Here is a 23,997-nt window from a genome sequence, read left to right as displayed (position 1 = left end):
ATTAAAAATTTATTTGTCAGGGCAGTGCAAAAGCAAAATAGGTATCCCCCGTTGGTTTGCCAAGCTTCCCACCTCCTGTGGCCGGAATAATGACATACTGTTTTCCTTTAGCCATAAAGGTACTGGGAGTGGAATAGCCTCCATATGGCAATTGATACTCCCATAAAATTTTCCCAGTGTCCTGATCAAATGCCCTAAACTTCCTGTCTCTTGTCGCGCCAATAAATATAACCCCCCCGGCAGTAGCGATGCTACCTCCAAAATTTTCGGTTCCAGTTATTGGAATTCCCTTTTCGGTAAGTTCCGGGTATTCTCCCAACGGCACTTTCCATTTAATTTTACCTGTGATTAAATCAAGTGCATTTAAAGTTCCCCAAGGAGGGGCAGTTGCCGGATATCCCTTTTCGTCTAAAAATTTGGTATAGGCAATGGCTTTGTAATAAGGGGCTTTTATAGTATCATTTATCTTTGATTCGTCCATATCTATTTCGAGATCTATTAAGTATGCTGAAATTAACTGTAATTCATCTTCCGGAATTTGAGAAAAAGAAGGCATGGCTCCTTTGCCCTTGGATATAATTTGAGATATTTCCTGTTGGCTATATTTCCTGTCCAGATTCTCTAACGAAGGGATACTCCCTTCACCTTCTAGGTCTGTGCCATGGCAACTAACACATCCTCTCTCCAGATAAAAATTTCTTCCCGGGTGTTTGTGTGTGCTATCTTTTTCGTCTGAATTAATATTTTGCATGGTAATATGCCACGCCAACTCGTTTGAATTTACGAAGAGGGTGTTGGATTTGGGATTATAGGACCCACCTCCCCATTCTGCACCACCATGAATCCCATAATATATAATTCCTTTTTCTGATGGTGGAACAAACCAACCGGCATCCGCACTATTAAACGTCTTGGAAGCGTAGGATCTTGCTTCTGAGCTAATGTTGGTCAATTCATCAGCGGTTACCACCTGTTTGGAAATAGGCTCTGGCCATTTCACAAAGGGCTGGGTTGGAAAGGCCTTTTGAGCATAAAGAGGACTCTGGGGAACAGCACGCTCCTCTACATCGGATAACAATTTTCCGGTTACCCGGTTAAAAAGAAATACATTTCCAGTTTTACTTAACTGCACGACACCAGGAACTTTTTTGCCATTATCCAAAAGGGTTGTTAGAATGGGAGCACAGGGCAGATCTAAGTCCCACAGGTCGTGGTGAATGGCTTGGTAGTGCCAATTGAGTTCTCCTGTATCGGCATTTAATGCAACAATACAATTTCCAAATAATTGTTTTCCCTTGTTGTCTGGTCGGTAAAAATCATCTTTGGGCTGTCCTGTTGCAAAAAACACCAAGCCATTACTTTCGTCAACACTAATTCCGCCCCATACATTTACTCCCGCTCCTTCTTTCCAAAAATTCTTGTCGCCCCAAGTATCATAACCATACTTTTCAGGCCTTGGTATGGTGTGGAAGATCCATTCTCTTTTTCCTGTAAACACATTGAATGCACTGATATTTGCAGGAGAGCTCCAACTCATGGCGCCCACTATAATTTTGTCTCTATATATCATAGGGGCCCCAGGCGATGATATACCCATTTTGGCGGCCTCTTTAATTAAACCTTCATTGATATTTATGCGGCCTTTATCGCCAAACGTACTTACGGCCTTACCTGTTGCAACATCCACAGCATTCAAGAAAGGTCCGGAGGTATAGAATATCCATTGGGATTCATTCGATTTAAAATAAGAGAGTCCCCTGTTTACACCACCGAAAGTTTCACCACTCCTTGCTGGATTGAAACGCCATATTTCTTCTCCGCTAGTGCCTTCAATGGCTATAAGATCTTGGGTAGGGCTGATTACATAGATTACCCCTGAAACAACAAGTGGATTAACTTGTATGTTACCTTTCATATTTCCGGAATTGAAAGTCCATGCTTCCTCGAGCCCCCCTACATTATGTTTATTAATTTGGTCCAGAGTCGAATACTTTGTTTGGCCTTGATTTCCTCCGGGAGCCGCCCAATCTTCATTGGCAAAAAAGACCTTAGGTTCGGGGTTACAACCTGAAAGAACTAAAGAGATTATTATTATCACTTTGTAAAAAGGCCAGTTGTATTTTAAACTATTTCTGGATTTCATATTGAATCAGTACTTGGGAAATTAAAGGCTTTGGTCCAAGTTTTGGACATATCAGGATACTCGGCACGACAAGCCAAATAATCTTCCATCATGGATTTTATTGTTAGACTCAATGTGTTCAAATATTTTTTGTTAACAAGGTGCCTTTCGACAAAAAAGAATTAATTGTAAAGTATTTCATTAACTTATATTTTATAAAAATTCCAACAATAATCACTAAATTCCCATTAACTTGGAGATAAGGATTTTTGGAGGATTTAGTTTACACTGGTTTTGAGTTTAGATTTGATTTATTCATTTTCTTAGTTATTTTTAAAATAATAGTCGTACCACCTATTCTCATTGCCAATTTCACCAAATTGAGTTGAAGGATTTTTAAGCTCCCCTAACCAAGTTAATAAACGTTTTTTCATGGTTTCTGCTTTTTTGGGATATACTTCAATAAGGTTTTTGTTTTCGTGTTCTGGTGTTGAAACGTTGAACAAATACTCCACATCACCTGTTTTTAGAAATTTGAAATCGCCCATTCGTATAGCATGTTGACCCCAAAAACGCCAAAAAATAGCTTCATGTGGTTCTCCCTTTTTTTCGTCGTTCAGAAATGGAATTAGGTTGGTGCCATCCAGCGCCGGAATAGAAGGTAATCCTGCTAATGCTATGCAAGTAGCTGCAACATCCAATGAAATGACCGGATTATCATACACCTTTCCCTTAGGTAAACCAGCTGGCCAATTCATGATAAAAGGCACTCGGATACCTCCCTCGGAAAGCATACCCTTTTCACCTACCCAGGGTGTATTTAAAGATCCATCCCAAGCACCGCCTTGAAAGGTTATGGGTAAATCTTCCATAGTTATTTTTAAAGGGGCTCCATTATCGCTAATAAAAAAGATTATTGTGTTATCCTCAATACCATTTTTTTGTAAAGTTTCTTTTATTTTTCCAACTCCATCATCAATAGCAGACATCATTGCTAAACAGTGTCGCCTACGCTCTGGCATGTCCCCCGGGAATCGATCTAAATACTTTTTGGTAGCTTCCAATGGTACGTGGGGCGCAAAATAAGAGAGATAAAAAAAGAACGGTTTACTACTGTTTTTTTCAATAAATTCCACGGTTGCTTCCGTTTGTATTTCCAATCTATATCCTTCTTGTTTTATCCATTGTGCTTCAAAATCTTTTCCATCCAGTGAATACGTTGCCCAATAATCATTTATATAGCCCTGAAATGTCAAATCAAAACCTCTATTGGAACTCATATATGGAATCTTTTTTGCAAAGGGAATATCAGTGGGTACATAGTCTTTCTTATCTTTTATTTCTGGTAAGTTTTCTGCTATCCATTTTACAGATTGATGATTGGGATCCAAGTGCCATTTACCTGTCATTCCCGTCACGTACCCCGCAGATCGCATACGTTGTGAAATCAAGACCTCTTCTAATGGTAAAGGAATCAAACCGTTGTGATCTAGCCCGAAACGTTGCTGATACCTTCCAGTCAACAAACCAGCCCTAGAGGGAATACATTGCGGAGCTGTAACATAACCTGAAGTCAAGCGAACCCCATTTTTAGCCAAAAGGTCAATATTCGGAGTCTTAATATCATCTACCTGACCATATGCACCAATATCTGCGTAGCCCTGGTCATCGGTATAAATTACTATAATATTTGGACGTTTCTGACCAAATGAAAATGAAAAACAAAGTAAAGCGGCAACAATTAATAGTGGTTTCATTATTAAAGTTTTTCTAATTTGTATTATTTCAAATGATAGATAAATGTATTCGGCTTTTTAAAAGAAACCATCCTGTTCTATCCTGTCTGACAGGATAGAACAGGATGGTTTAAAAAAAAGTAAGGAGTAGTTTTAAAAACAAATAATACATGTTTTATAATGAAAAAATACATTTGGCTTTTTTTTGCTATTCCCTTTGTTGTCTTTGCCCAGAATTCAAAAGTGTCTTTAGCACTAGAGAAGAATGGCTATAATGACCTTGAACTTCAAGTTTTAGATGAAGGTGTTTATGATATAGAAACAACTGGAAAAAACCCATATGTATTTACAGCTCCATTAAAGTCTGAAGTGGCTGTTGAAAATAATCGGTTGGCATTCGAATATTTCTGTCCGACCGGAGTAGATTTTATAGAGATACAATTTTACCCTATTAAAGTGGGAGTGAAAGCTAAGATTATAAGAGATGTGGGTTCTACAGAAGGCTGGGTAGAATTTAAGGTAGACTTGACAGAAGAGCTTACAAATTGGGGCAAGAAGGGAGATTTTCTCCGTTTGAGTTTTGGCGCCGCCCCCGCATTAAAAATTCAAACAAAAAATTTGGTTCTACGACCACAAACAGCCCGTGAAGCCGAATTGAAAGCCAAGAAGGAATTACAAAAAAAGGAAGAAGCTATTCTTGAGACCAACTTGATATCTTATTTGGATAAGGAATTTCAAAATGAAGTTTCACAGGTCTTAGTAACCGAAAATCATGTAAATGTTGAGGGGAAAATTAGAGAGAACGAAAATCTGTTTATTTCAGAGGTAAGTCCATATGAGAATGCTACTGAACTTACTAAATTTGAATTCTTGGCCCCGTTGAAATTCGATGGAAATAACTTTAAAGTAACAATAGATCGATTCGTAAATCGCCATGGTTTTAAACAAGACCGGGTATTATCGAAATGGATGATTGTTAAAAAAGATGGAAATAGCTTTACTCCCGTGTCTCATGCTCGCTATGCCGACTCCATTGTTCCAAAATACAACTATCCATTTGTAAAACCTTCGACCAAAAAAGGATTGGGCGGCTACAATGCCAATCGGGATGCGCCAGTTTCCGATCTCGATGATTTAGGAATTACGAGTGCCACAGTAAATATATGGGTCACTCATTTTTTTAGGTCAGGTCCTTCGCCCCAAAACATACCTTTTGAGTATATGGGCAAGACTTATTATGTAGATAAAGAACAAATAGCGAAATATGACAAAACCCTGTTGACAACTGTTGAGCGTGATATAGAAGTCTCAGCCATTCTTTTGGTTGACAAGGCCTCAAAAGCGAAAGACCCTGAAATTGGGCGCATATTACAGCACCCTGATTGTGACCCAGCAGGAATTTACAGCATGCCTAATCTCACTTCTCCAGAAGGAGTCCAATATTACGCAGCAGTTCTTGATTTCTTGGCAGAACGCTATAGTCGCCCAGATAAAAAATACGGTCGAATACATCATTGGATCATCCACAATGAAGTCGATGCGGGATGGGTGTGGACAAATGCCGGAGACAAAACGGCATTGGTTTTTATGGATCTATACCATAAATCGATGCGGATGTCACATAACATCGCTAGAAAGTACAATCCTAATTCCAAGGTATTTATCTCACTTACACATTATTGGAACTGGACTTCCAATCCAAAATTCTATCTATCCAAAGAACTTTTGGAACAGTTGCTACAATTTTCAAGGGCAGAAGGAGATTTTGAATGGGCTATAGCCCATCACCCCTACCCAGAGTCTTTGAGGGAACCCAAGACTTGGCTAGACAATAAAGTAAGCTTCGATTTTGACACCCAGTTAATCACCTTCAAGAATACAGAGGTTTTGGACGCTTGGGTAAAACAACCAGAAGTATTGTACAAAGGGAAGACTAAACGCATTGTTTATCTTTCCGAAAACGGTACCAACTCACCTACTTATAGCCAACAAGATTTAAAGGAACAAGCGGCCGGTATGGCTTATGCCATGAAAAAAATAAAATATCTAGACGGTATAGATGGCTTTCAATACCACAACTGGCAAGACAACCGTAACGAGGGAGGGTTACGTATCGGTCTAAGAAGATTTCCGGATGACGAAGAAGACCCGACAGGTATCAAACCGGTCTGGTATGTGTACCAAGCCTTTGGTACGGACAAAGAAATTGAGGTGTACGACCAATACAAAGCGATGATTGGGATCGACAGTTGGGACGAGATTCGTCATAAAACTAAAATCGGTAAAAAAATAGTAGTGTCGTCAAAGAATATCCCTAATCAAAACTGGCAGGCCTCAGATGCTTTAGGCAGAAGCCTTCCTGACTATGCCGAAGTCGGCCCTCCAAAAGATAACCGATATGTGGGTATGTTCTATTTCTTAACACACAATGACCCCAATAGTTCCGGTCCTTTCAACGTAACGGAAATCGTAGAAAAGAATCCGAAGAATCCACAATGGGGCACTGGAACGCATTACTGGGGCGAACCGGAAATAGGCTATTATTTGAACAACGAAAAATGGGCCATTCGAAAACATGCCTATCAATTGGCTGACGCCGGGGTAGACGTCATTATTTTAGATGTAACGAACAACAAGACTTTTCCAGATACGTATTTAAAGATTTGTGAAGTATTCTCAAAAATGAGAAATGATGGGGAAGTGACTCCGTATATTTCTTTTTTAGGAAGTGAAATATCCGTGAACAAATTATGGGAGGAATTTTACTCCAAGGGATTATACCAAAATCTATGGTTTCAATGGAAAGGAAAACCCTTATTACTATATGGCCAGCACGAAATACCAGAACGTAATAAGATAAATGATATGAAATTCTCAGAAGAAATTGAATCTTTTTTTAATCTAAAGCAAAGCTGGGCATGGACATCGTTACCTTGGTACGACCAAGAAGGTAAGGATGAGTGGCCTTGGGTAGACCATTTTCCACAGGCTGTTGCATGGCATGAAAATCCCAAAGAAAAAGAAATGATACCCGTGGCCGTAGCACAACACCCGCTATCAAATATCGGTCGGAGTTTTCGTAATTTCCATCAACCTGAAACAAATAAATTTGATATAACTCCCGATACAGATAAAGGCCTCTTTTTTCAGGAACAATGGGATAGGGCACTTGAGGTTGATCCAGAATTTGTTTTTGTAACCGGATGGAACGAGTGGTCGGCGGGAAGGATGCAAATGGGAAAGGATATCAGCAAGGAACTTCAAAAATGGAGTTTTTATCCGGGTGCCCATTTAGGAAAGGTAGGAAGAGAACTCAAAGAAGGCGATGTCTATTTTATTGATCAGTACAATCAAGAATACAGCCGTGATATTGAGCCCATGAAAGGTGGCCATACTGACAATTACTACTATCAACTAATGGCAAATGTTCGTAAGTTTAAGGGAATTGAAAAGCCGATGAAATCAGGATTAAAAAAAACCATAGATATCTCGGGTAGCTTTGACCAATGGTTTACGGTAACCCCGACGTATTCTGATAATGTAGGAGATATTGCACATAGAAGTAGCCAAAAACAAGGTAGTGCTGGCCCATATATAAAAAACAATGGAAGAAATGATATACTAATATCAAAAGTGGCAAGAGATGACAATCAGGTTTACTTTTATGTAAAAACTAAGGATGATATTTCAAGTCCTGAAAACAAAAATTGGATGTTATTGTTTATAGATTCTGATCAAAACAAAACAACGGGTTGGGAAGGTTACGATTATTTGATTAACCACGATATAATCGAGAATGGACAAACCACCTTCAAGAAATTCCATCCAAAAAAAGGATGGAAAACGATTTCCGAAATACCTTATAAGTATGAAGGAAATCAATTGATGTTAGCAGTACCTAAAAGTTTATGGATGCTGAATAGCACGCTTAATTTAAACTTTCATTGGGTTGATAACCCATCCAAATTAGAAAATATACAGGACCTTTTTGAAGCCGGCGACAATGCCCCTAACAGAAGGGCTAATTATTATTATTCAGAATAAAACAATTTTATAGTATGAGACGCCTTTTAATATTTTTTCTGGTCGTTACAACTTTTACAAGTTGTAAATCTGATTCCAAAAATGAAACGACTGAACCAACGAAACAACCGAATATCATATTCATTTTGGCAGATGATCTTGGTTGGGCAGATTTACCTAATTATGGGAATGAATTTAACGAGGCACCTAATATTGAAACATTGGCCAGCCAAGGCATGCAGTTTACAAATGCCTACGCGGCCAATCCGGTGTGTTCGCCTACACGGGCCAGTATTCAAACTGGGCAGTATCCTGCCCGCATAGGAATAAATGATTTTATACCAGGCCATTGGCTACCTTACGAAAAATTAAAGGTACCCACTAACAAAACGCAATTCCTTCCTTTGTCATATGAGACCATAGGAGAGGCTATGAAAAGATCAGGCTACGCCACGGGTTATTTTGGTAAATGGCATTTGGGCCATACCGAAAAACATTATCCTAAGAATCAAGGATACGACACAAGTGTAGTTCAACGAGGAGGCAGCTTTTTCAATTTTAATGATGAAATGTATCCTAAAACAGATTTTCCAAAAGACAAGTCGCTATCAGAGGCAATAACCGATTTGGGTCTTGATTTTATTGAAAAAAACCAAAAAAAACCGTTCTTTCTTTTCTTAGCTCATTATGATGTTCATGTTCAATTAGACGCACAGAATGAATTAATCGATAAATATGTTAAAAAGCCTAAGGCTTCAAACTATCCATCCAACGCCGTTTATGCGGCTATGATTGAGAATATTGATTCCAGTGTAGGTCGTATTATGACAAATTTGAAAAAACTAAATTTAGAGGATGACACCATCATTGTTTTCTTCTCAGACAATGGTGGATTGGTCAGTCGTTACGACAAAAAACCTTTATTGGCAAAAGATAAATTGCATTATTATAAAAGTGATAGTTTGCAATATATTGCATCATCGAACAAGCCTTTGCGTGCTGAAAAGGGTACCTTATTTGAAGGTGGTATTCGAGAACCATTTATTGTAAAATGGCCGGGTAAAACAAAGCCTGGCACTATCTCTGAATCTATAATAAGCAGTATCGATCTCTTTCCCACCTTTGTAGATATGGCCAAGGGTACATTTTCTGAGACTCAAATGATTGATGGTAAAAGTATTGTTCCTGAGTTATTGGGTGAACAACCCGATACCGAACGCGCCATTTTTTGGCATTACCCTGTCTATCATCATGGGGTTCCTGCAAGTGCCATTCGCAAAGGTAATTATAAGTTAATTCATTTTTTAGACGATGACCATTTAGAACTTTATAATCTGAAAACTGACATTGGCGAATTGAAAAATATAGCGTCATTCCAAACTGAAAAAGCGAACGAACTATTTAGTCTACTACAAAACTGGCGTAAGAATGTCGATGCCGCCATGCCCATAATGAATCCAAATTTCGACGAATCAAGAAAAGAAGAATTTGGTCACCACCCAGGTATTGAAGATACACTCAATGGTACTGTAACCAAAAAATCTTGAATTCATTTCATTGTTATTTAAAAACCATTTAACTCCATAAGCTATAAATGTCAATCATTAAAAAAGGTATTCTAATTCTCTTGGTTTTTTTATTCCTTGGATGCAAATTTAATAATGAAGGAAAAGTCAAATCTCAGACCCCACCCAATCGTCCTAACATAATTTTAATATTAGCTGATGATTACGGCATTATGGACTGTCAGGCTTACGCGCATAAGTTTACTGGGGTCGAGGCTTCTGAAATGTTCTACGAAACGCCAAATATTGACCGATTGGTCCATGAAGGCACTGCCTTCTCGCAGGCCTATGCCAACCAGTTATGTTCTCCGACCCGGGCAAGTATCATGACGGGAAAATATTCAGGTAGACTTGGTTTTACAACCGCCATGCCCCCGCGTGAAACCTATTACAATCAAAATTCACCGGTCCCTGACGGATATTATGTCCATGATGTATTGGAACATAAAGATAATATTTTGATAGAGCAGGCATTGAACAATGGCACCTCCAATTCCGCAGTACCTACCGGAAATTCTTATGATAAAGGTAAGGACGAACTTTCAATAGCCGAGGCATTAAAGGACTATCACTCTGCCTTTATTGGCAAATGGCACATAGGTGGTTTCGGCGCCCAGGGATACCAGCCTGCGGACCAAGGGTTTGAACCCTTGGCCTGGTTCGACGCTGGTGGCTCGGTATATTATGATTGGAAAAAAAGCTGGGATAATAAAGAAAAGACCCGCTTTCCAAAAATGCCACAGGAATATTCGGAAATAGGCGATTCCGGTCAGGAGACCAATGAGGATTACCTAACGGACGACTTGACGGTACAGGCCCTAAATTACATAGACAAAAGATCAAAACTTAAAGAGCAGCCTTTTTTCCTTTATTTTTCACATTTTGCTATCCACTCCCCCTATCAGGGAAAAGAAAATGAAGTTGCTTATTTTGAGAACAAGCCTGCCAAAGGATGGAACGGACATAAAGATCCGGTCTACGGTTCCATGATAAAAAGTTTGGATAGATCAGTAGGAGAAATTCTAAAAAAACTTCAAGAAACCGGCCTGGACGAAAATACTCTAGTGGTATTCATGTCTGATAACGGAGGGATCGATTCTAAAATCACCCCAAATGGAGAAGGCACGGACAATAGCCCTTTTTTAGGAGGAAAGGCCTGCGTAACCGAAGGTGGAATCCGCGTACCCCTTGTCTTTCGATGGAAAGGAAAGATCAAAGAAGGGCAATGGGTAGACGTACCCGTAGATTGCACCGATATTTATCCCACAATTTTGGAAGCTACGGGTTATGATGCAAAAACTATTGCCAAGACCAACAAGCTTGATGGGGAAAGTGTCCTGCCCCTACTTTCAGACCCCGAAAACAGTAAGAAGGCGTATAGCAAGGAAACTCACTATTGGCACTACCCTTTTAATGTAATTTACAATAGTCCTTACGAGCCATATGCCCTAACACCACATTCTGCAATTCGGGACGGAGATTATAAATTAATATTCGATTGGTATGGACGATTTCACCTGTACAATATTAAGGAAGACCCCTTTGAAAAAAATGATATGGCTTCCGAAAAAACGGATTTGCGAGAGGCCTTGTTCAAAAAGTTAATGAACTGGCTAAAAATCAATATCGACGAAAGGTACTGGCCATCGGTTAATCCTGATTACAATCCGTTCAATGAGGTCAGGAAAGAGCCATTCTATGATTTATTTACCCATTATAAACAGCCGAGTTCTCGCCAGTAATATGTAAAGAAAAATCTCAACAAGCCCAGCCTTGTTGAAGTGGATCCAATTATTGATGATATCGTAATAACAAATAGTTCTTATTGAGGGAAGGCAACAGTGTTACTTCGAACACCGCAAACGATATTATATAATATTGTTGTACATTATTGAAAACTCTAAGGATCGTTGAGCAAACATTGTCTAATAACCTTAATTTATTAATAAATTCATGAAATTAAATCTCACTTACCTCCTACTTATTTTATCACTATCAATTACTGCACAAAGTAAAATGAAAGTTCTCATCGTTGACGGGCAAAACAATCATCTTGTTTGGCCCAGATCTACCATTATGATGAAGCAATATCTTGAAGAAACTGGTCTTTTTGAGGTTAATATCCAACGTACCGAGTACCTTTAGAAGGCAGAACGGGAAGTGGATTATTTACCCCTCGCAAAAACTGGGAAAAGTAAAATATTGGAACAACCTAAAACAGACCCGGCATTTAGTCCTACTTTTGAAAAATATGATGTGGTTATATCCAACTTTGGATGGAAGGCAGCTCCATGGCCCATGGAAACCCGAAAATCGTTCAAAGCCTATATACAAAATGGAGGCGGATTTGTAAGTATCCATGCCGCCAACAACTCTTTTCCTGAATGGGAGGCCTATAATCAAATGATTGGCTTAGGGGGGTGGGGAGATAGGACCGAAAAGGATGGTCCTTATGTTTATTATGACAACGTGGGCAATAAGGTGATAGACACAAGCGAGGGAACTGCAGGTGCCCACGGAGACCGACACCATTTTCCAGCTACCGTTCAACACATAGATCATCCAATAACCAAGGGTATGCCCAAGGTGTGGATGACCGGTGTTGATGAATGTTATGCCAAATTACGTGGCACTGCCGAAAATATGACGGTATTGGCCACGGGTAAGGATTTAAGTGAAAATGCCCCTACGGACCGTCAAGAACCTGTGCTCATGACCATTGAATATGGCAAGGGACGTATATTTCATAGCGCTTTGGGCCACGATACCGATTCTTTTGAAAATGTTGGGTTTATTGTTTCCTTTTTGCGGGGAACGGAATGGGCGGCATCGGGTAAGGTAACGCAAGCCATCCCTCTCGATTTTCCAACAGCACAACAACCTAGGCAACGAACATTTAAGCTCAAAACCCACTAGTTAAATATGCTTTTCCAAACACAAAAACCATTGTTATAATGTCCTTTTACTCATCTTTGGGTGTTATAAAAACATTTGGGATAAATACCATTAGGCCCCCGTTCAATATATCAAAAGACTGGTCACCCCCCTTTTTGTACAACACCAGCATTATCAATAAAAATTCAATCCATTCTGTATTAAATATAACCTACAAATATGAAAATTATCAGATCAAAAAAAATTATCAGGAAAATGCAGTACAGCACAGGACAGTTAAATCCAACGGCTCCTATATCTTTGGTAATTCACTTTGATTATTCCTAAATTTTAATGAAATCACCAATTAATTAATAATTATATTAGACACATAATTAAAAACTAAAAGATAATGACCAGACTAATTGCCGTACTTATTTTTTCAATGCTTTTGTCCGTTTCCTGTGAGAATACCGAGAAAATGGAAACCGCAAGTGGCCAGGAGCTTCCTCCAAAATTGGCAAAGCTTAAATTACAGCCCGGCTTTGAGGCGGAACACCTGTACAGTCCGGCCGATAACGATCAGGGCTCATGGGTTGCCATGGCCTTCGACCACAAAGACCGACTGATTACTGCAGATCAACACGGTGCCTTATATCGCCTGGAGCTTCCTGCCATAGGTTCTGACGTATTGACGCCTAAGATTGAAAAACTCAGGATACAGACAGGGGAGGCCGTGGCCGACTCCATAATTCAAATGGGTTATGCCCAGGGATTGCTCTACGCTTTTAATAGTCTATATGTAATGGTGAACCATCGCGGTAATAATGAATTCGAGAAGAGCAGTGGGCTCTATCGTTTGCAGGATACGGATAACGATGACCAATATGATAAGATTACCCAGTTAAAAGCATTGAACGGTGCAGGTGAGCACGGCCCACATAGTATTGTTTTAAGTCCTGACGGTGAGTCTCTTTACGTTATAGCAGGAAATCATACCGATCTTCCAGAAATGGATGCTTATCGTTTGCCCATGGTTTGGCAAGACGACAACTTGTTTCCTCAGATCAAAGATCCCCGTGGTCATGCCAATGACCGCGGAGCCCCTGGGGGTTGGATTGCTAAAATTGATCCAGAAGGAAAAACCTGGGAATTGATAAGTGCCGGTTTTCGAAATCCATTTGATCTGGATTTTAACGATGAAGGGGACATGTTTGTATACGATTCCGATATGGAATATGATTTGGGTATGTCTTGGTACCGTCCTACCCGTATCTGCCATGTTACCAGTGGTAGCGAATTTGGTTGGAGAACGGGCAATGGAAAATGGTCACCGGCATATCCAGACAACCTTCCTGCCATCGTAAATATTGGACAGGGATCTCCTACCAATGTAGTTTACGGAAGAGGGGCGAAATTTCCAGAAAAATATCAAAAGAGCATTTATGCCTTCGATTGGAGTTTTGGTATCATTTATGCCATTCACCTAAAGGCCAATGGATCTTCCTATAACGGGGAGAGGGAGGAATTTTTATCCGGGATCCCACTTCCTTTGACGGATGGGGTTATAGGTCCTGATGGCGCCATGTATTTCATGACCGGAGGGCGTAGATTGGATTCCGATCTTTACCGGGTACACTATACCGGAAACGAAGCTGTAACAGCTGCCAACAAGGCATCCGAACTTACCGAAGAGAACAAGATTAGAAGACAATTGGAAGAATATCATACAGGTCCAAAGAGCGGCGCAATCGACTTTGCATGGCCGTATCTGAACAACACGGACCGGTTTATCCAATATGCGGCACGTATTGCGGTGGAGCATCAGCCAGTCAAGGAATGGCAGGGCAAAGTGCTTTCCGAAAAGGATCCGGTTACCATGGCACAGGGAATTATAGCCCTTGCCAGACATGGCAAAAAATCACAGCAAAACCAGATGCTAAATGCCCTTTTGGAAGTAGATTACTCCAAGCTTACACCCCAACAACAAGTGGACCAGTTACGCGCATTTGAGCTAACTTTGTCCCGATTTGGGGTACCGGGGAAATCCGTTAAGAACAAGGTCATCGATTACCTTTCGCCGCAATATCCGGCAACTACAGATGTCTTGAACCAAATGCTGAGCAAAACACTTGCTTACTTGGATGACCCAACCGTGGCAAGCAAAACATTGGCACTATTAGAGTCGAAAGCAGGGGAAAATTCGGATGTCATGGCCAATACGGCCACAGAGGCTTCGGATCTTATTTTAAGAAATCCACAATATGGAATGGATATAGCCCTTACTTTGAAAAATATGCCTCCCGCCCAGCATACCTATTACGGGATGGTACTGGAGGATGTTGATAAGGGATGGACTCCTGAACTGCGTAAAAAGTATTTCAAGTGGTTCAACAAGGCCTTTTCCTTCAAGGCAGGAAGAAGCTATATCGGTTTCATAGACAAGGCCAGGAAAAAAGCGCTGACCCATGTACCCAAGGATAAATTTGAGTTTTACGATAAAATGTCGGGCGCCGAACTGTTGTCAAGCTCAGGCACCGATTTGGCCGTTTCCACCGTACAGCCCAAAGGTCCACGTCACAATTGGAAAGTGGAGGAAATAGAACCATTATTGGCCGATGGCTTTAAAGGCAGGGATTTCGAGTACGGTAAAAGCATGTTTGCAGCTACAACTTGCATCACATGTCATTCCATGCGAGGTGAAGGAGAGAATATTGGGCCGGACCTTACGCAATTGGGGACCCGTTTTTCACCCCAGGATATACTCAAGGCCATTATTGAACCGAACGATGTAATTTCGGACCAATATAATACCACGGTGTACACCCTGAAGGACGGAAAATCAATCGCTGGACGATTGATGAACGAGACCGAGCAAAATTATATTGTCTCGCAAAACCCCTATGCACCCGATCAAACCCGTGAGATCCCTAAGGATCAAGTGGTGGACACTAAGCTGTCCAGCATTTCTTGGATGCCCCCGGGAACCATCAATAGACTAAATGAAGAAGAAGTGAAAGACCTATTGGCCTATTTGGTAGCTGGAGGAAATCCAGAAAATCCTATTTATTCAGAAAAGGAAGCCAATAATTAAGAATGGCGAAAACAATTAAAGGAATTGACCTATTCAGGTTAAAAAAACCTGCACCGTTTATGTTAAGTGTAATTAACATAGGCGGTGCAGCGCTTTTTATAAACGCTGTCTTTTTATTGATGGGTTCTTTTATAATTGCACAATCGAAACCTTTAAAGTTCACCAAACAACAGATTGCTTCCGAAAGCTATGAAACGGTAGGGGTGTTCGATGTAGACAACGACAACGTACTCGACCTGGTCTCCGGGGCATATTGGTATAAGGGACCAGAATTTCAAACCCGTTACTATATAGGTTCAGCAAAACGATACGGCGAATATTATGATGATTTTTCCACCATTCCTTTAGACGTTAACGGGGATGGAAATATGGATTTTATTACCGGCGGCTGGTTTGGAAAACAATTGATATGGAAGCAAAATCCTGGTGATGGCGGTGAATGGCAGGAACATTTAATAGCTGAAGCAGGAAACATTGAAAGCACCCGTTCTTGGGATTTGGATGGCGATGGCACTATCGAAATAATCCCCAATACTCCCAATGATTCTTTGGTGATTTATAGATTGCAATTGGATAAAAACAAAAAAGGTGCAGGAAAGTTCATTAAGCACGCCATTTCTGGTGCACAAGGACATGGGTTGGGCTTTGGTGATATAAATGGTGACGGATTGGACGACATTATTACACCAAAGGGTTGGCTCGAAGCCCCTAACGATCCCTATGCGGGTAAATGGAAACTTCATCAGGATTTTGAATTGGGCACGGCATGCGTACCAATAATTGTAACCGATGTAAATAAGGATGGACTTTCAGATCTTATTGTTGGTCAAGGCCATGATTACGGTTTATTTTGGTATGAACAAAAAATTGCTACCAAGAAACAGAAATCCCAATGGATAAAACACGCCATTGACCCCTATAATTCCCAATACCATAGTATGGAATGGACCGATATTGATCAGGACGGGGAAAACGAACTCGTAACAGGTAAGCGTTACCGTGCCCATAATGGAAAAGATCCCGGGGGTTACGATGATCTTGGACTCTATTATTTCAGGTGGAACGGGGAGAGTTTCAGTAAGCAAGTTATTGATTATGGTCCATATGGTCAGGGAAAAGGAACCGGAGTCTTTTTTAGTGTTACTGATTTGAAAAAAAATGGAAACAAAGATATTATAGTGGCCGGAAAGGATGGCCTATACATTTATTACAACGAACCTATTAAACAATAAACAATGAATTTGAAAAGAACGTTTAAGCCCTTATTATTAGTACTGATAGCAATTATTGGTTTACAATCCTGCAAGGAAAAAAAAGAAGATAAACCAAACCAGGAAGTGACAGAGACCACAACGGAAAAGGACGGATTCGTACAAATCTTTGATGGCAAGACACTTGATAACTGGGAAGGAGACCCCAACTATTGGAGGGTGGAGAACGGAAATCTTGTGGGTGAGGTAACCCCCACTACTTTATTGAAGAACAATACCTTTATTATTTATCAAGGAGGACAACCTGCAGATTTTGAACTGAAACTCGAATTCCGTATTGCGGAAGCCGGTAACAGTGGTATAAACTATCGCAGTGAAAAAGTAGATACCATTCCTTTTGCGTTACGCGGTTATCAAGCCGATATTGATGGAAAAATAAGGTATACCGGGCAGAACTATGAAGAGAAAAAGCGTACTACTTTGGCCTATAGAGGTGAAAAGGCCAGAATAACGTCTCAGGCAAATCCTGATACTCCAGGATACTTAAGAGCCAATGTAGCAAAGAATGCCTGGCAGAGTAGGGAGATTTTGGAATCACTTGGAGACTCGGATGAATTAAAAACAAAGATCAAGAGTGAAGATTGGAACGAAGCCCACCTTATCATTAAAGGAAACAAATTACAGCATTACATCAATGGCGTTCTAATGAGCGAGGTAATCGATGATGACAACGTTAACAAGACATCCGCAGGGTATTTGGGGGTTCAGGTACATGTTGGCCCCCCTATGAAGGTTGAATATAGAAATATAAGGTTGAAGAATTTATAATGATATCAATAGCTTCTTTTCAAGAAGATTAGAGCCCAACCTTTAATTCTTGGCTTCTGTTATAACTTGAAAAATTTCCTATAGGAAAAGGGATGAAAATTAAAATTTTCATCCCTTTTTTTATTGCCCAAAGCATGTCAACTCCCCCACTCCAAGTATATAATAAAAGTATATTTAATGACAGGACAGCACAGGACAGGTTATGATCATATAAAGCTTAAATTTGATCAAGTCTATTTCAATCCCAATAATACTTTGTTTTTATAAATAAAAGTATAACTTCCAGTCCCATGGAAAACAACTTAATTTTGAAATTGATGTTGACAATTCTTAATTTATGGACCACTAATGATAGGCAAATTACATCTGCCAATTAAAAACAAAAATCACCAATAGATGAAAATAAAAATTATTGTTGTATTACTCTTTATTGTTTGCGCCATTCCTCTAAAAGCACAAAAAACAACACAAGAACAGCAAATTACAAAACCCAACATCATCTTTATTTTAACGGATGACCAACGTTTTGATGCCTTGGGTTATGCTGGCAACAAACTCATTTCCACCCCAGAAATGGACAAATTGGCCCAAGAAGGCACCTATTTTAAAAATGCCATGGTTACCACTCCAATCTGTGCGGCTAGTAGGGCGAGCATATTGACCGGGCTATACGAACGCACCCATAACTTCAATTTCCAGACGGGAAATATTCGAGATTCCTATATGGCCGACTCCTATCCATCCATCTTGAAAAAAAACGGTTACTATACCGGCTTTTATGGTAAATACGGTGTTCGGTATGATGATCTAGAAAAACAGTTTGATACTTATGAGTCCTATGATCGGAATGGATATAATGATAGGAGGGGATATTATTATAAGACCCTAGACAAAGATACGGTACACCTCACCCGATATACGGGTCAACAGGCTATAGATTTTATTGCGGATGCCAATATCAATACTCCATTTTGCCTCTCGTTGAGCTTTAGTGCGCCCCATGCCCAAGACTCTGCTAAAGACCAATACTTCTGGCAACAGGAGTCTGATGGGTTGCTTCAGAACATAGATATTCCAGAACCCGACCTGGGGGAAGAAAAATACTTTGAAGCACAGCCAAAATTTGTACGGGATGGCTTTAACAGATTGCGCTGGACCTGGCGTTATGACACTCCAGAAAAATACCAGCACAGTGTAAAAGGCTATTACCGAATGATTTCGGGTATTGACCGTGAAATAGCCACAATCAGGGAAGAGCTGAAGAAAAAGGGAATTGATAAAAATACGGTCATCATTTTGATGGGAGATAATGGTTATTTCTTGGGTGAGCGTCAGCTTGCCGGAAAATGGTTATTATATGATAATTCGGTTCGGGTACCCTTGATTGTTTTTGACCCACGCTTAAAAAAACAAAAAGACAGCGATGCCTTGGCATTGAACATAGATGTTCCCTCCACTATTCTCGACCTAGCCGGCATTGCACAACCCGAAACTTGGCAAGGTAAAAGTCTGATGCCAATTGCTGATAATTCCAAGAAAAACTTTGATCGGGATACCGTTTTGATCGAACATCTTTGGGAGTTTGAAAACATTCCTCCTAGCGAGGGTGTACGTACCAAATATTGGAAATACTTCCGCTATGTAAATGATAAGTCTTTTGAAGAGCTATATAACTTAAAAGATGACCCAAAAGAAATCAATAACCTAGCGAAAGATTCAAATTATGCTGAAAAGCTTAAATCTTTCCGGGGAAAAACGGACAAGCTTATTGTTGAACTTTCGGATGATTATTCCAAAGGACCGTCCAATTTAATTATTGAATGGATAAGAAACACCACTGGGGTTAGGATAATTGATTCCAAACCGGAATATGGATGGGTGGTACCGGATGGCGCAGTTTCCCAATCGGCCTATCAAATATTGGTAGCTTCTTCCGAAGAAAAAATAAATAATAATATAGGTGATGTCTGGAATAGTGGGCAAATAAGATCCAACACCTCAACAGAAATAGAACATGGAGGGGCGCAGTTGAAAAGTGGGGAGACCTACTTCTGGAAAGTGCGCATTTGGGACCAGGACAATCGTCTTTCACGATATTCCAATACCCAGACGTTCACTATGGGCAGTCCCAAAACAACCATTACAACACCTAACAGTTTTCAAATAGATAAAATAAAACCGGTCCTATTCGAAAAAAGAGGTGATACGTATTTTGTCGATTTTGGGAAAGCGGCCTTCGCAACCATTGATTTTACCTACAATGCCAAAACCGCTCATACCCTTACTTTCAGGATCGGGGAACAGTTAGAAGGTAAAGGTATCAATAGGACACCTTTTAAAAAGAGCCATATCAGGTACCAAGAAATTGAAGTCCCAGTTACCCCCAATCAAACCAAATATCAACTTCAGATCAAACCGGACAAAAGAAACACCCTGCCTGGCAAAGCCCTTCCGCTACCAGAAGGTTTTCCGGTTCTATTGCCTTTTCGATATGCCGAGGTTGACGGGGCCAAAGAGCCCTTGACTGCTGAGAATTTCACGCAACTAGCGTATCACAGTTACTGGGAAGATGACAGCAGTAGTTTCACGAGTACAGATGATATTTTGAATCAAATTTGGGATTTGTGTAAATACTCTATTAAAGCCACAACTTTTAACGGGTTATACGTAGATGGGGACCGTGAGCGGATTCCTTATGAAGCCGACGCCTATTTAAACCAATTGAGCCATTATACAACTGATCGCGAATATGCAATGGCTAGGCAGACCATTGAATATTTTATGAAACACCCTACATGGCCTACCGAATGGCAGCAACACGTAGCACTTATGTTTTATGCCGACTATATGTACACAGGCAATACTGAGCTTATCCAAAAATACTACGACCAACTAAAGTATAAAACCCTATATGAGCTGTCAAATGAAGACGGCTTAATAACCTCTACCAAAATGACTCCAGAATTGATGGCCAATCTTGGATTTTCAAAAGATCTAAAGGAAACCTTTAGGGATATTGTTGACTGGCCCTCTGCAGGCTGGGGTGGAGATCCTACGAACAAAGGCGAACGTGATGGTTATGTTTTTAAGGATTATAATACCGTTGTCAATGCATTTTATTACCAGAACATGAAAATCATGTCTGAATTCGCGAAGGCTTTGGGTAAAACCGATGAAGCCATGGATTTTAAATTGAGAGCAATAAAAGCGAAGAAGGCCTTCAATGAAAAAATGTTCGACCCTAAGAGGGGCATCTACATAGACGGAATTGGAACAGACCATGCATCCTTACATGCCAATATGATGCCTTTGGCATTCAATATGGTACCCGAGGAACATATTGGATCGGTGGTTGAATTTGTAAAATCGAGGGGAATGGCCTGTAGTGTATATGGTTCCCAATATTTGATGGACGGCCTATACAATGCGGGCGCGGCAGATTATGCCCTGGATTTGTTAACGGACACAAGTGACAGAAGTTGGTACAATATGATCCGTATAGGATCTACCATCACCTTGGAAGCGTGGGATTTAAAGTATAAAAATAATTTGGATTGGAACCATGCATGGGGAGCTGTACCGGCTAATGCCATTCCACGCGGACTATGGGGGATTCAGCCAAAAACCCCAGGTTTTGGCATTGCTACCATTAAACCGCAGTTGGGGGATTTAAAGAATAGTACTATCGAAGTGCCTACTATTAAAGGAACAATAAAGGCCCGCTACACCTCCAAAGGCCCTAGATTACAATTGTATACCGTTGAAATTCCTGCCAATATGGTTGCCGAATTTGAAATTGCTACTTCAGCTGGAAAAGAACTAATGCACAACGGGAAGAAAGTGGCATCGGCCTTTGGTTCGGTTAGGTTGGAGCCTGGTAAACATGAGATAAAATTGGTGATTAATTCATTTTAATGTATTTCCTACTAACTATTTTCACATTCTTATGTTTAACATTGACCATAAATAATGCTCAGTAAAATAAATTGAGTATCGAAAAAATTATATTTTCAATTATTATATCCGTCATTCAATCTAATCGAGTTTTCTTTTTTTCGGTAGCCTCATAAGATTCATGCCCGGTAGATCCCTGCCCTAGAATTTTATAACGCTCTTGAGGCACCTGCAATCTGTGCTGGGCAATTATATCGGCATAATCCACATTGCTAATGGAGTTGTACCATTCCTGTGGGTCCTTTTCATGGTCATAAAATTCTTCAGACCCATCATTATATTGTATATAACGATAACGTTCCGATATGATGGTGTAGTTGCCAGGTCCAAAACAAGTTCTGGCATAATGTGACCATTCAGTTTCCCTATTCATTAATAATGGCACCAAAGAATTTACTTCGTGTTTAGAATCTGGTTTAAGATTGGTCAATTCAAGCAACGTAGGGTAGATATCCAATAATTGAACTGGCTTATTAATAACTTTTCCCTTAGGAATACCGGGTCCAATAATTATCAATGGTACTCGTGCCCCATCTTCCCATAGGCTCCGTTTGGCGAAGCGTTCCTTTTCGCCCAGGTGGAAACCATGATCACTAAATAATACCACATAAGTGTTTTTGCCATAGTCCCCATTGTCCAGTGCAGTAATCACCCGACCAACTTGATCATCCACAAAACTTACACAGGCCAGATAGGACTGTACCAAAGTTTTCCATTCCTTATTCCCGGTCACCCATTCAAAAGTTGGCGACACATGATTTAAGCGGGTGATATCGATACCGTAGGAAGAAACATCATTCAGATCTTCCGTCTTGGTGCTAGGTAGCTGTAGAGATTCCAATGGATACAAGTCAAACCATTTTTGCGGTGCGAATTGAGGCACGTGTGGACGATAGAAACCAACGCCCATCCAAAAAGGTTGTTCTTGTTTTTTCGCCAATCTTTTTTCGGCCCAACTTGCAATTTGATAGTCGGGCATTTGTTCATCACTTTCAGGATAGACCCCCCAGTCCCACAATGGATGGCCCGGATATGTACTTATTTTTTTTTCGGGCATGGGCCCAAACCCGCCAAATTGCCCTGCATAATTTGGAATATGGGTTTCGTTGATTCCTTTCCCATTGTGGAAGATTTTACCCGCAGCAAAAACATTATAACCCTCCTTCTGAAACCGTTTTGGCATCACTATATTTTTACTTGCCACAGGAGATTCTGTAATATCTGGATTTAAAAAGTAAATACCAGAGGTACTGGGATATAAGGAGGTCATAACACTTGCCCTACTGGGATTGCAAACTGGAGCCTGGCAATGCGCATTACTAAAAAGAACGCCACGCTGAGCCAACCGATCCATATGGGGGGTTTTGGCTTGGGGGTGACCTCCAAGAACCCCAATCCAATCATTAAGGTCATCTACGGCGATAAACAATACGTTGGGCCTTTCATGAATTATATTAGTTTCAACCTTCTTTTTGGAATTACAAGACCCTAGAATTAGTAAAAGGGCTAAAAGTGAAAAGAGCGTCTTTATAATTTTCATATAGGAAATTTAACATTATATAACTATTGCTGAAGTTGCCAACCGTACATATCAAATTGAGGTCATAGTTAATGCCAAGTAATTTACTTGTAAAATAATAAATATTGAATATTAATTTTGGTCAACTCTTCTGCACTCCAATCTGATAGTACTACTTTATTATTCAATTAAAAAATGCGTGTCCCGTGACACGCATTTTTTAAATTTAAACCGTTTATGACATACCACCAGAAATTAGCTAGTTAGTATAAGGCACTGTACCAGTTTCATCAACCGGATAGCCCCACTTTTTTATGTAATCCATTCCCGGAAGAAATTCATCTCCGGTTTCTTTCAAGCGTTGGGATAGCTGTTTTTCCAATTCGTCCTGAAGGGTGGTATAGCCCTCATTGCCCACAAGGTTGAACAATTGGTATGGGTCATTGATGTTATCGAACAGCAGCCACGGGCCATTCAAATCGCGGGCATAGGTATACTGTAGGGTCTTTATGGCCCTGTACTCCCTTGCCCCATGTTGTACCTTGTTCCATTGCCCAAAGGGTTGTACACAGGTGAGCAAGGTAGCATGTCCTATTTCCTCTTTCCCTTCCATATAAGGCCTATAGTCCAATCCTTCCACAGTGTTGGGGATGGAAATATCGCAGAGACTTAAAAGGGTGGGCATGATGTCTTCGGAATTCATTAAAGCCTCCCGTTCTCCTGCAGCGATTTTCAATTTTTCAGGAATATAGTACAGCATAGGCACCTTTGCGGATTCCTCGTAAGGTTGTTGCTTTTTATAGGCTCCATGGGAGCCCAGTAGATCCCCATGATCTGCAGTAAATACTATGATGGTATTATCAAATTGACCGGAATCCTTTAGATTTTTTATCACCTTGCCTATCATATCATCCAGTGCCGCTATATGAGCATAATAACCTGCCAGATCCTTTTTTGCCCGTTCCTTAAGACTATCGGGTACATTTCTTCGGAGTTGGATCTTTTCCGGATCAAATCGGTTCCTATATTCCAACGGGGCAGTGTGGTATGGCGCGTGGGGTGTACCATAGG

13 protein-coding genes are annotated in these 23,997 nt (G+C 40.4%); 9 read left to right on the top strand and 4 right to left on the bottom strand.

From position 1 onward, the window contains the following. Positions 1 to 16: 16 nt before the first annotated feature. Complete coding sequence (locus MWU78_RS02635) at positions 17 to 2,143, bottom strand: PQQ-binding-like beta-propeller repeat protein (RefSeq protein WP_246994721.1); 2,127 nt, start codon at positions 2,141 to 2,143, stop codon at positions 17 to 19. Between the two features lie 302 nt (positions 2,144 to 2,445). After that, entirely contained in the window at positions 2,446 to 3,879 is a 1,434-nt protein-coding gene (locus MWU78_RS02630; RefSeq protein ID WP_246994719.1) for a sulfatase-like hydrolase/transferase, read from the bottom strand. A gap of 159 nt (positions 3,880 to 4,038) precedes the next feature. Between MWU78_RS02630 and MWU78_RS02625 the strand changes: the two genes are divergently transcribed. The 9 genes from MWU78_RS02625 to MWU78_RS02585 all read left to right on the top strand — a co-directional run bounded on the left by MWU78_RS02625 (position 4,039) and on the right by MWU78_RS02585 (position 21,368). Further along, a complete protein-coding gene (locus MWU78_RS02625; protein WP_246994717.1) occupies positions 4,039 to 7,902 on the top strand; it encodes a DUF5722 domain-containing protein in 3,864 nt (1,287 codons plus the stop codon). Positions 7,903 to 7,916: 14 nt separating this feature from the next. Beyond that, positions 7,917 to 9,428, top strand: a complete 1,512-nt coding sequence (locus MWU78_RS02620) for a sulfatase (RefSeq protein WP_246994715.1) — start codon at positions 7,917 to 7,919, stop codon at positions 9,426 to 9,428. 47 nt (positions 9,429 to 9,475) lie between these two features. Beyond that, positions 9,476 to 11,188 (top strand): sulfatase, encoded by a 1,713-nt coding sequence (locus tag MWU78_RS02615; protein ID WP_281503787.1) that lies wholly within the window; start codon positions 9,476 to 9,478, stop codon positions 11,186 to 11,188. A gap of 211 nt (positions 11,189 to 11,399) precedes the next feature. Continuing rightward, on the top strand, positions 11,400 to 11,591 hold the full coding sequence (locus MWU78_RS02610; RefSeq protein ID WP_246994710.1) for a hypothetical protein: 192 nt from the start codon (positions 11,400 to 11,402) through the stop codon (positions 11,589 to 11,591). Positions 11,592 to 11,648: 57 nt separating this feature from the next. Further along, entirely contained in the window at positions 11,649 to 12,362 is a 714-nt protein-coding gene (locus MWU78_RS02605) for a ThuA domain-containing protein (RefSeq protein WP_246994709.1), read from the top strand. Between the two features lie 370 nt (positions 12,363 to 12,732). Beyond that, a complete protein-coding gene (locus MWU78_RS02600) occupies positions 12,733 to 15,414 on the top strand; it encodes a c-type cytochrome (RefSeq protein ID WP_246994707.1) in 2,682 nt (893 codons plus the stop codon). A 2-nt stretch (positions 15,415 to 15,416) separates the two neighbouring features. Beyond that, a complete protein-coding gene (locus MWU78_RS02595) occupies positions 15,417 to 16,646 on the top strand; it encodes a VCBS repeat-containing protein (protein WP_246994705.1) in 1,230 nt (409 codons plus the stop codon). A 3-nt stretch (positions 16,647 to 16,649) separates the two neighbouring features. Continuing rightward, positions 16,650 to 17,453 carry a DUF1080 domain-containing protein gene (locus MWU78_RS02590; protein WP_246994703.1) on the top strand — a complete coding sequence of 268 codons (804 nt, stop codon included), beginning with the start codon at positions 16,650 to 16,652 and terminating at the stop codon, positions 17,451 to 17,453. 396 nt (positions 17,454 to 17,849) lie between these two features. Continuing rightward, positions 17,850 to 21,368: a sulfatase-like hydrolase/transferase gene (locus MWU78_RS02585; RefSeq protein ID WP_246994701.1), complete on the top strand. Its 3,519-nt coding sequence runs from the start codon at positions 17,850 to 17,852 to the stop codon at positions 21,366 to 21,368. A gap of 115 nt (positions 21,369 to 21,483) precedes the next feature. Here the strand turns inward: MWU78_RS02585 and MWU78_RS02580 are convergent, their stop codons facing one another. Continuing rightward, positions 21,484 to 22,947 carry a sulfatase gene (locus MWU78_RS02580; protein ID WP_246994700.1) on the bottom strand — a complete coding sequence of 488 codons (1,464 nt, stop codon included), beginning with the start codon at positions 22,945 to 22,947 and terminating at the stop codon, positions 21,484 to 21,486. A gap of 238 nt (positions 22,948 to 23,185) precedes the next feature. Next, the coding region (locus tag MWU78_RS02575; RefSeq protein ID WP_246994698.1) for a sulfatase-like hydrolase/transferase at positions 23,186 to 23,997 on the bottom strand (812 nt) is incomplete at its 5' end.

The sequence above is a fragment of the Arenibacter sp. F26102 genome (genome assembly GCF_023015865.1).
Lineage (GTDB): Bacteria > Bacteroidota > Bacteroidia > Flavobacteriales > Flavobacteriaceae > Arenibacter.
Note: the sequence above shows the minus strand (reverse complement) of the source record. Positions and strands in the feature narration are given on the sequence as shown.

What these genes read in the sequence shown, in the direction of transcription:
- MWU78_RS02635 (WP_246994721.1), bottom strand. Translation starts at nt 2,143, where the DNA reads ATGAAATCCAGAAATAGTTTAAAATACAACTGGCCTTTTTACAAAGTG.
- MWU78_RS02630 (WP_246994719.1), bottom strand. Translation starts at nt 3,879, where the DNA reads ATGAAACCACTATTAATTGTTGCCGCTTTACTTTGTTTTTCATTTTCA.
- MWU78_RS02625 (WP_246994717.1), top strand. Translation starts at nt 4,039, where the DNA reads ATGAAAAAATACATTTGGCTTTTTTTTGCTATTCCCTTTGTTGTCTTT.
- MWU78_RS02620 (WP_246994715.1), top strand. Translation starts at nt 7,917, where the DNA reads ATGAGACGCCTTTTAATATTTTTTCTGGTCGTTACAACTTTTACAAGT.
- MWU78_RS02615 (WP_281503787.1), top strand. Translation starts at nt 9,476, where the DNA reads ATGTCAATCATTAAAAAAGGTATTCTAATTCTCTTGGTTTTTTTATTC.
- MWU78_RS02610 (WP_246994710.1), top strand. Translation starts at nt 11,400, where the DNA reads ATGAAATTAAATCTCACTTACCTCCTACTTATTTTATCACTATCAATT.
- MWU78_RS02600 (WP_246994707.1), top strand. Translation starts at nt 12,733, where the DNA reads ATGACCAGACTAATTGCCGTACTTATTTTTTCAATGCTTTTGTCCGTT.
- MWU78_RS02595 (WP_246994705.1), top strand. Translation starts at nt 15,417, where the DNA reads ATGGCGAAAACAATTAAAGGAATTGACCTATTCAGGTTAAAAAAACCT.
- MWU78_RS02590 (WP_246994703.1), top strand. Translation starts at nt 16,650, where the DNA reads ATGAATTTGAAAAGAACGTTTAAGCCCTTATTATTAGTACTGATAGCA.
- MWU78_RS02585 (WP_246994701.1), top strand. Translation starts at nt 17,850, where the DNA reads ATGAAAATAAAAATTATTGTTGTATTACTCTTTATTGTTTGCGCCATT.
- MWU78_RS02580 (WP_246994700.1), bottom strand. Translation starts at nt 22,947, where the DNA reads ATGAAAATTATAAAGACGCTCTTTTCACTTTTAGCCCTTTTACTAATT.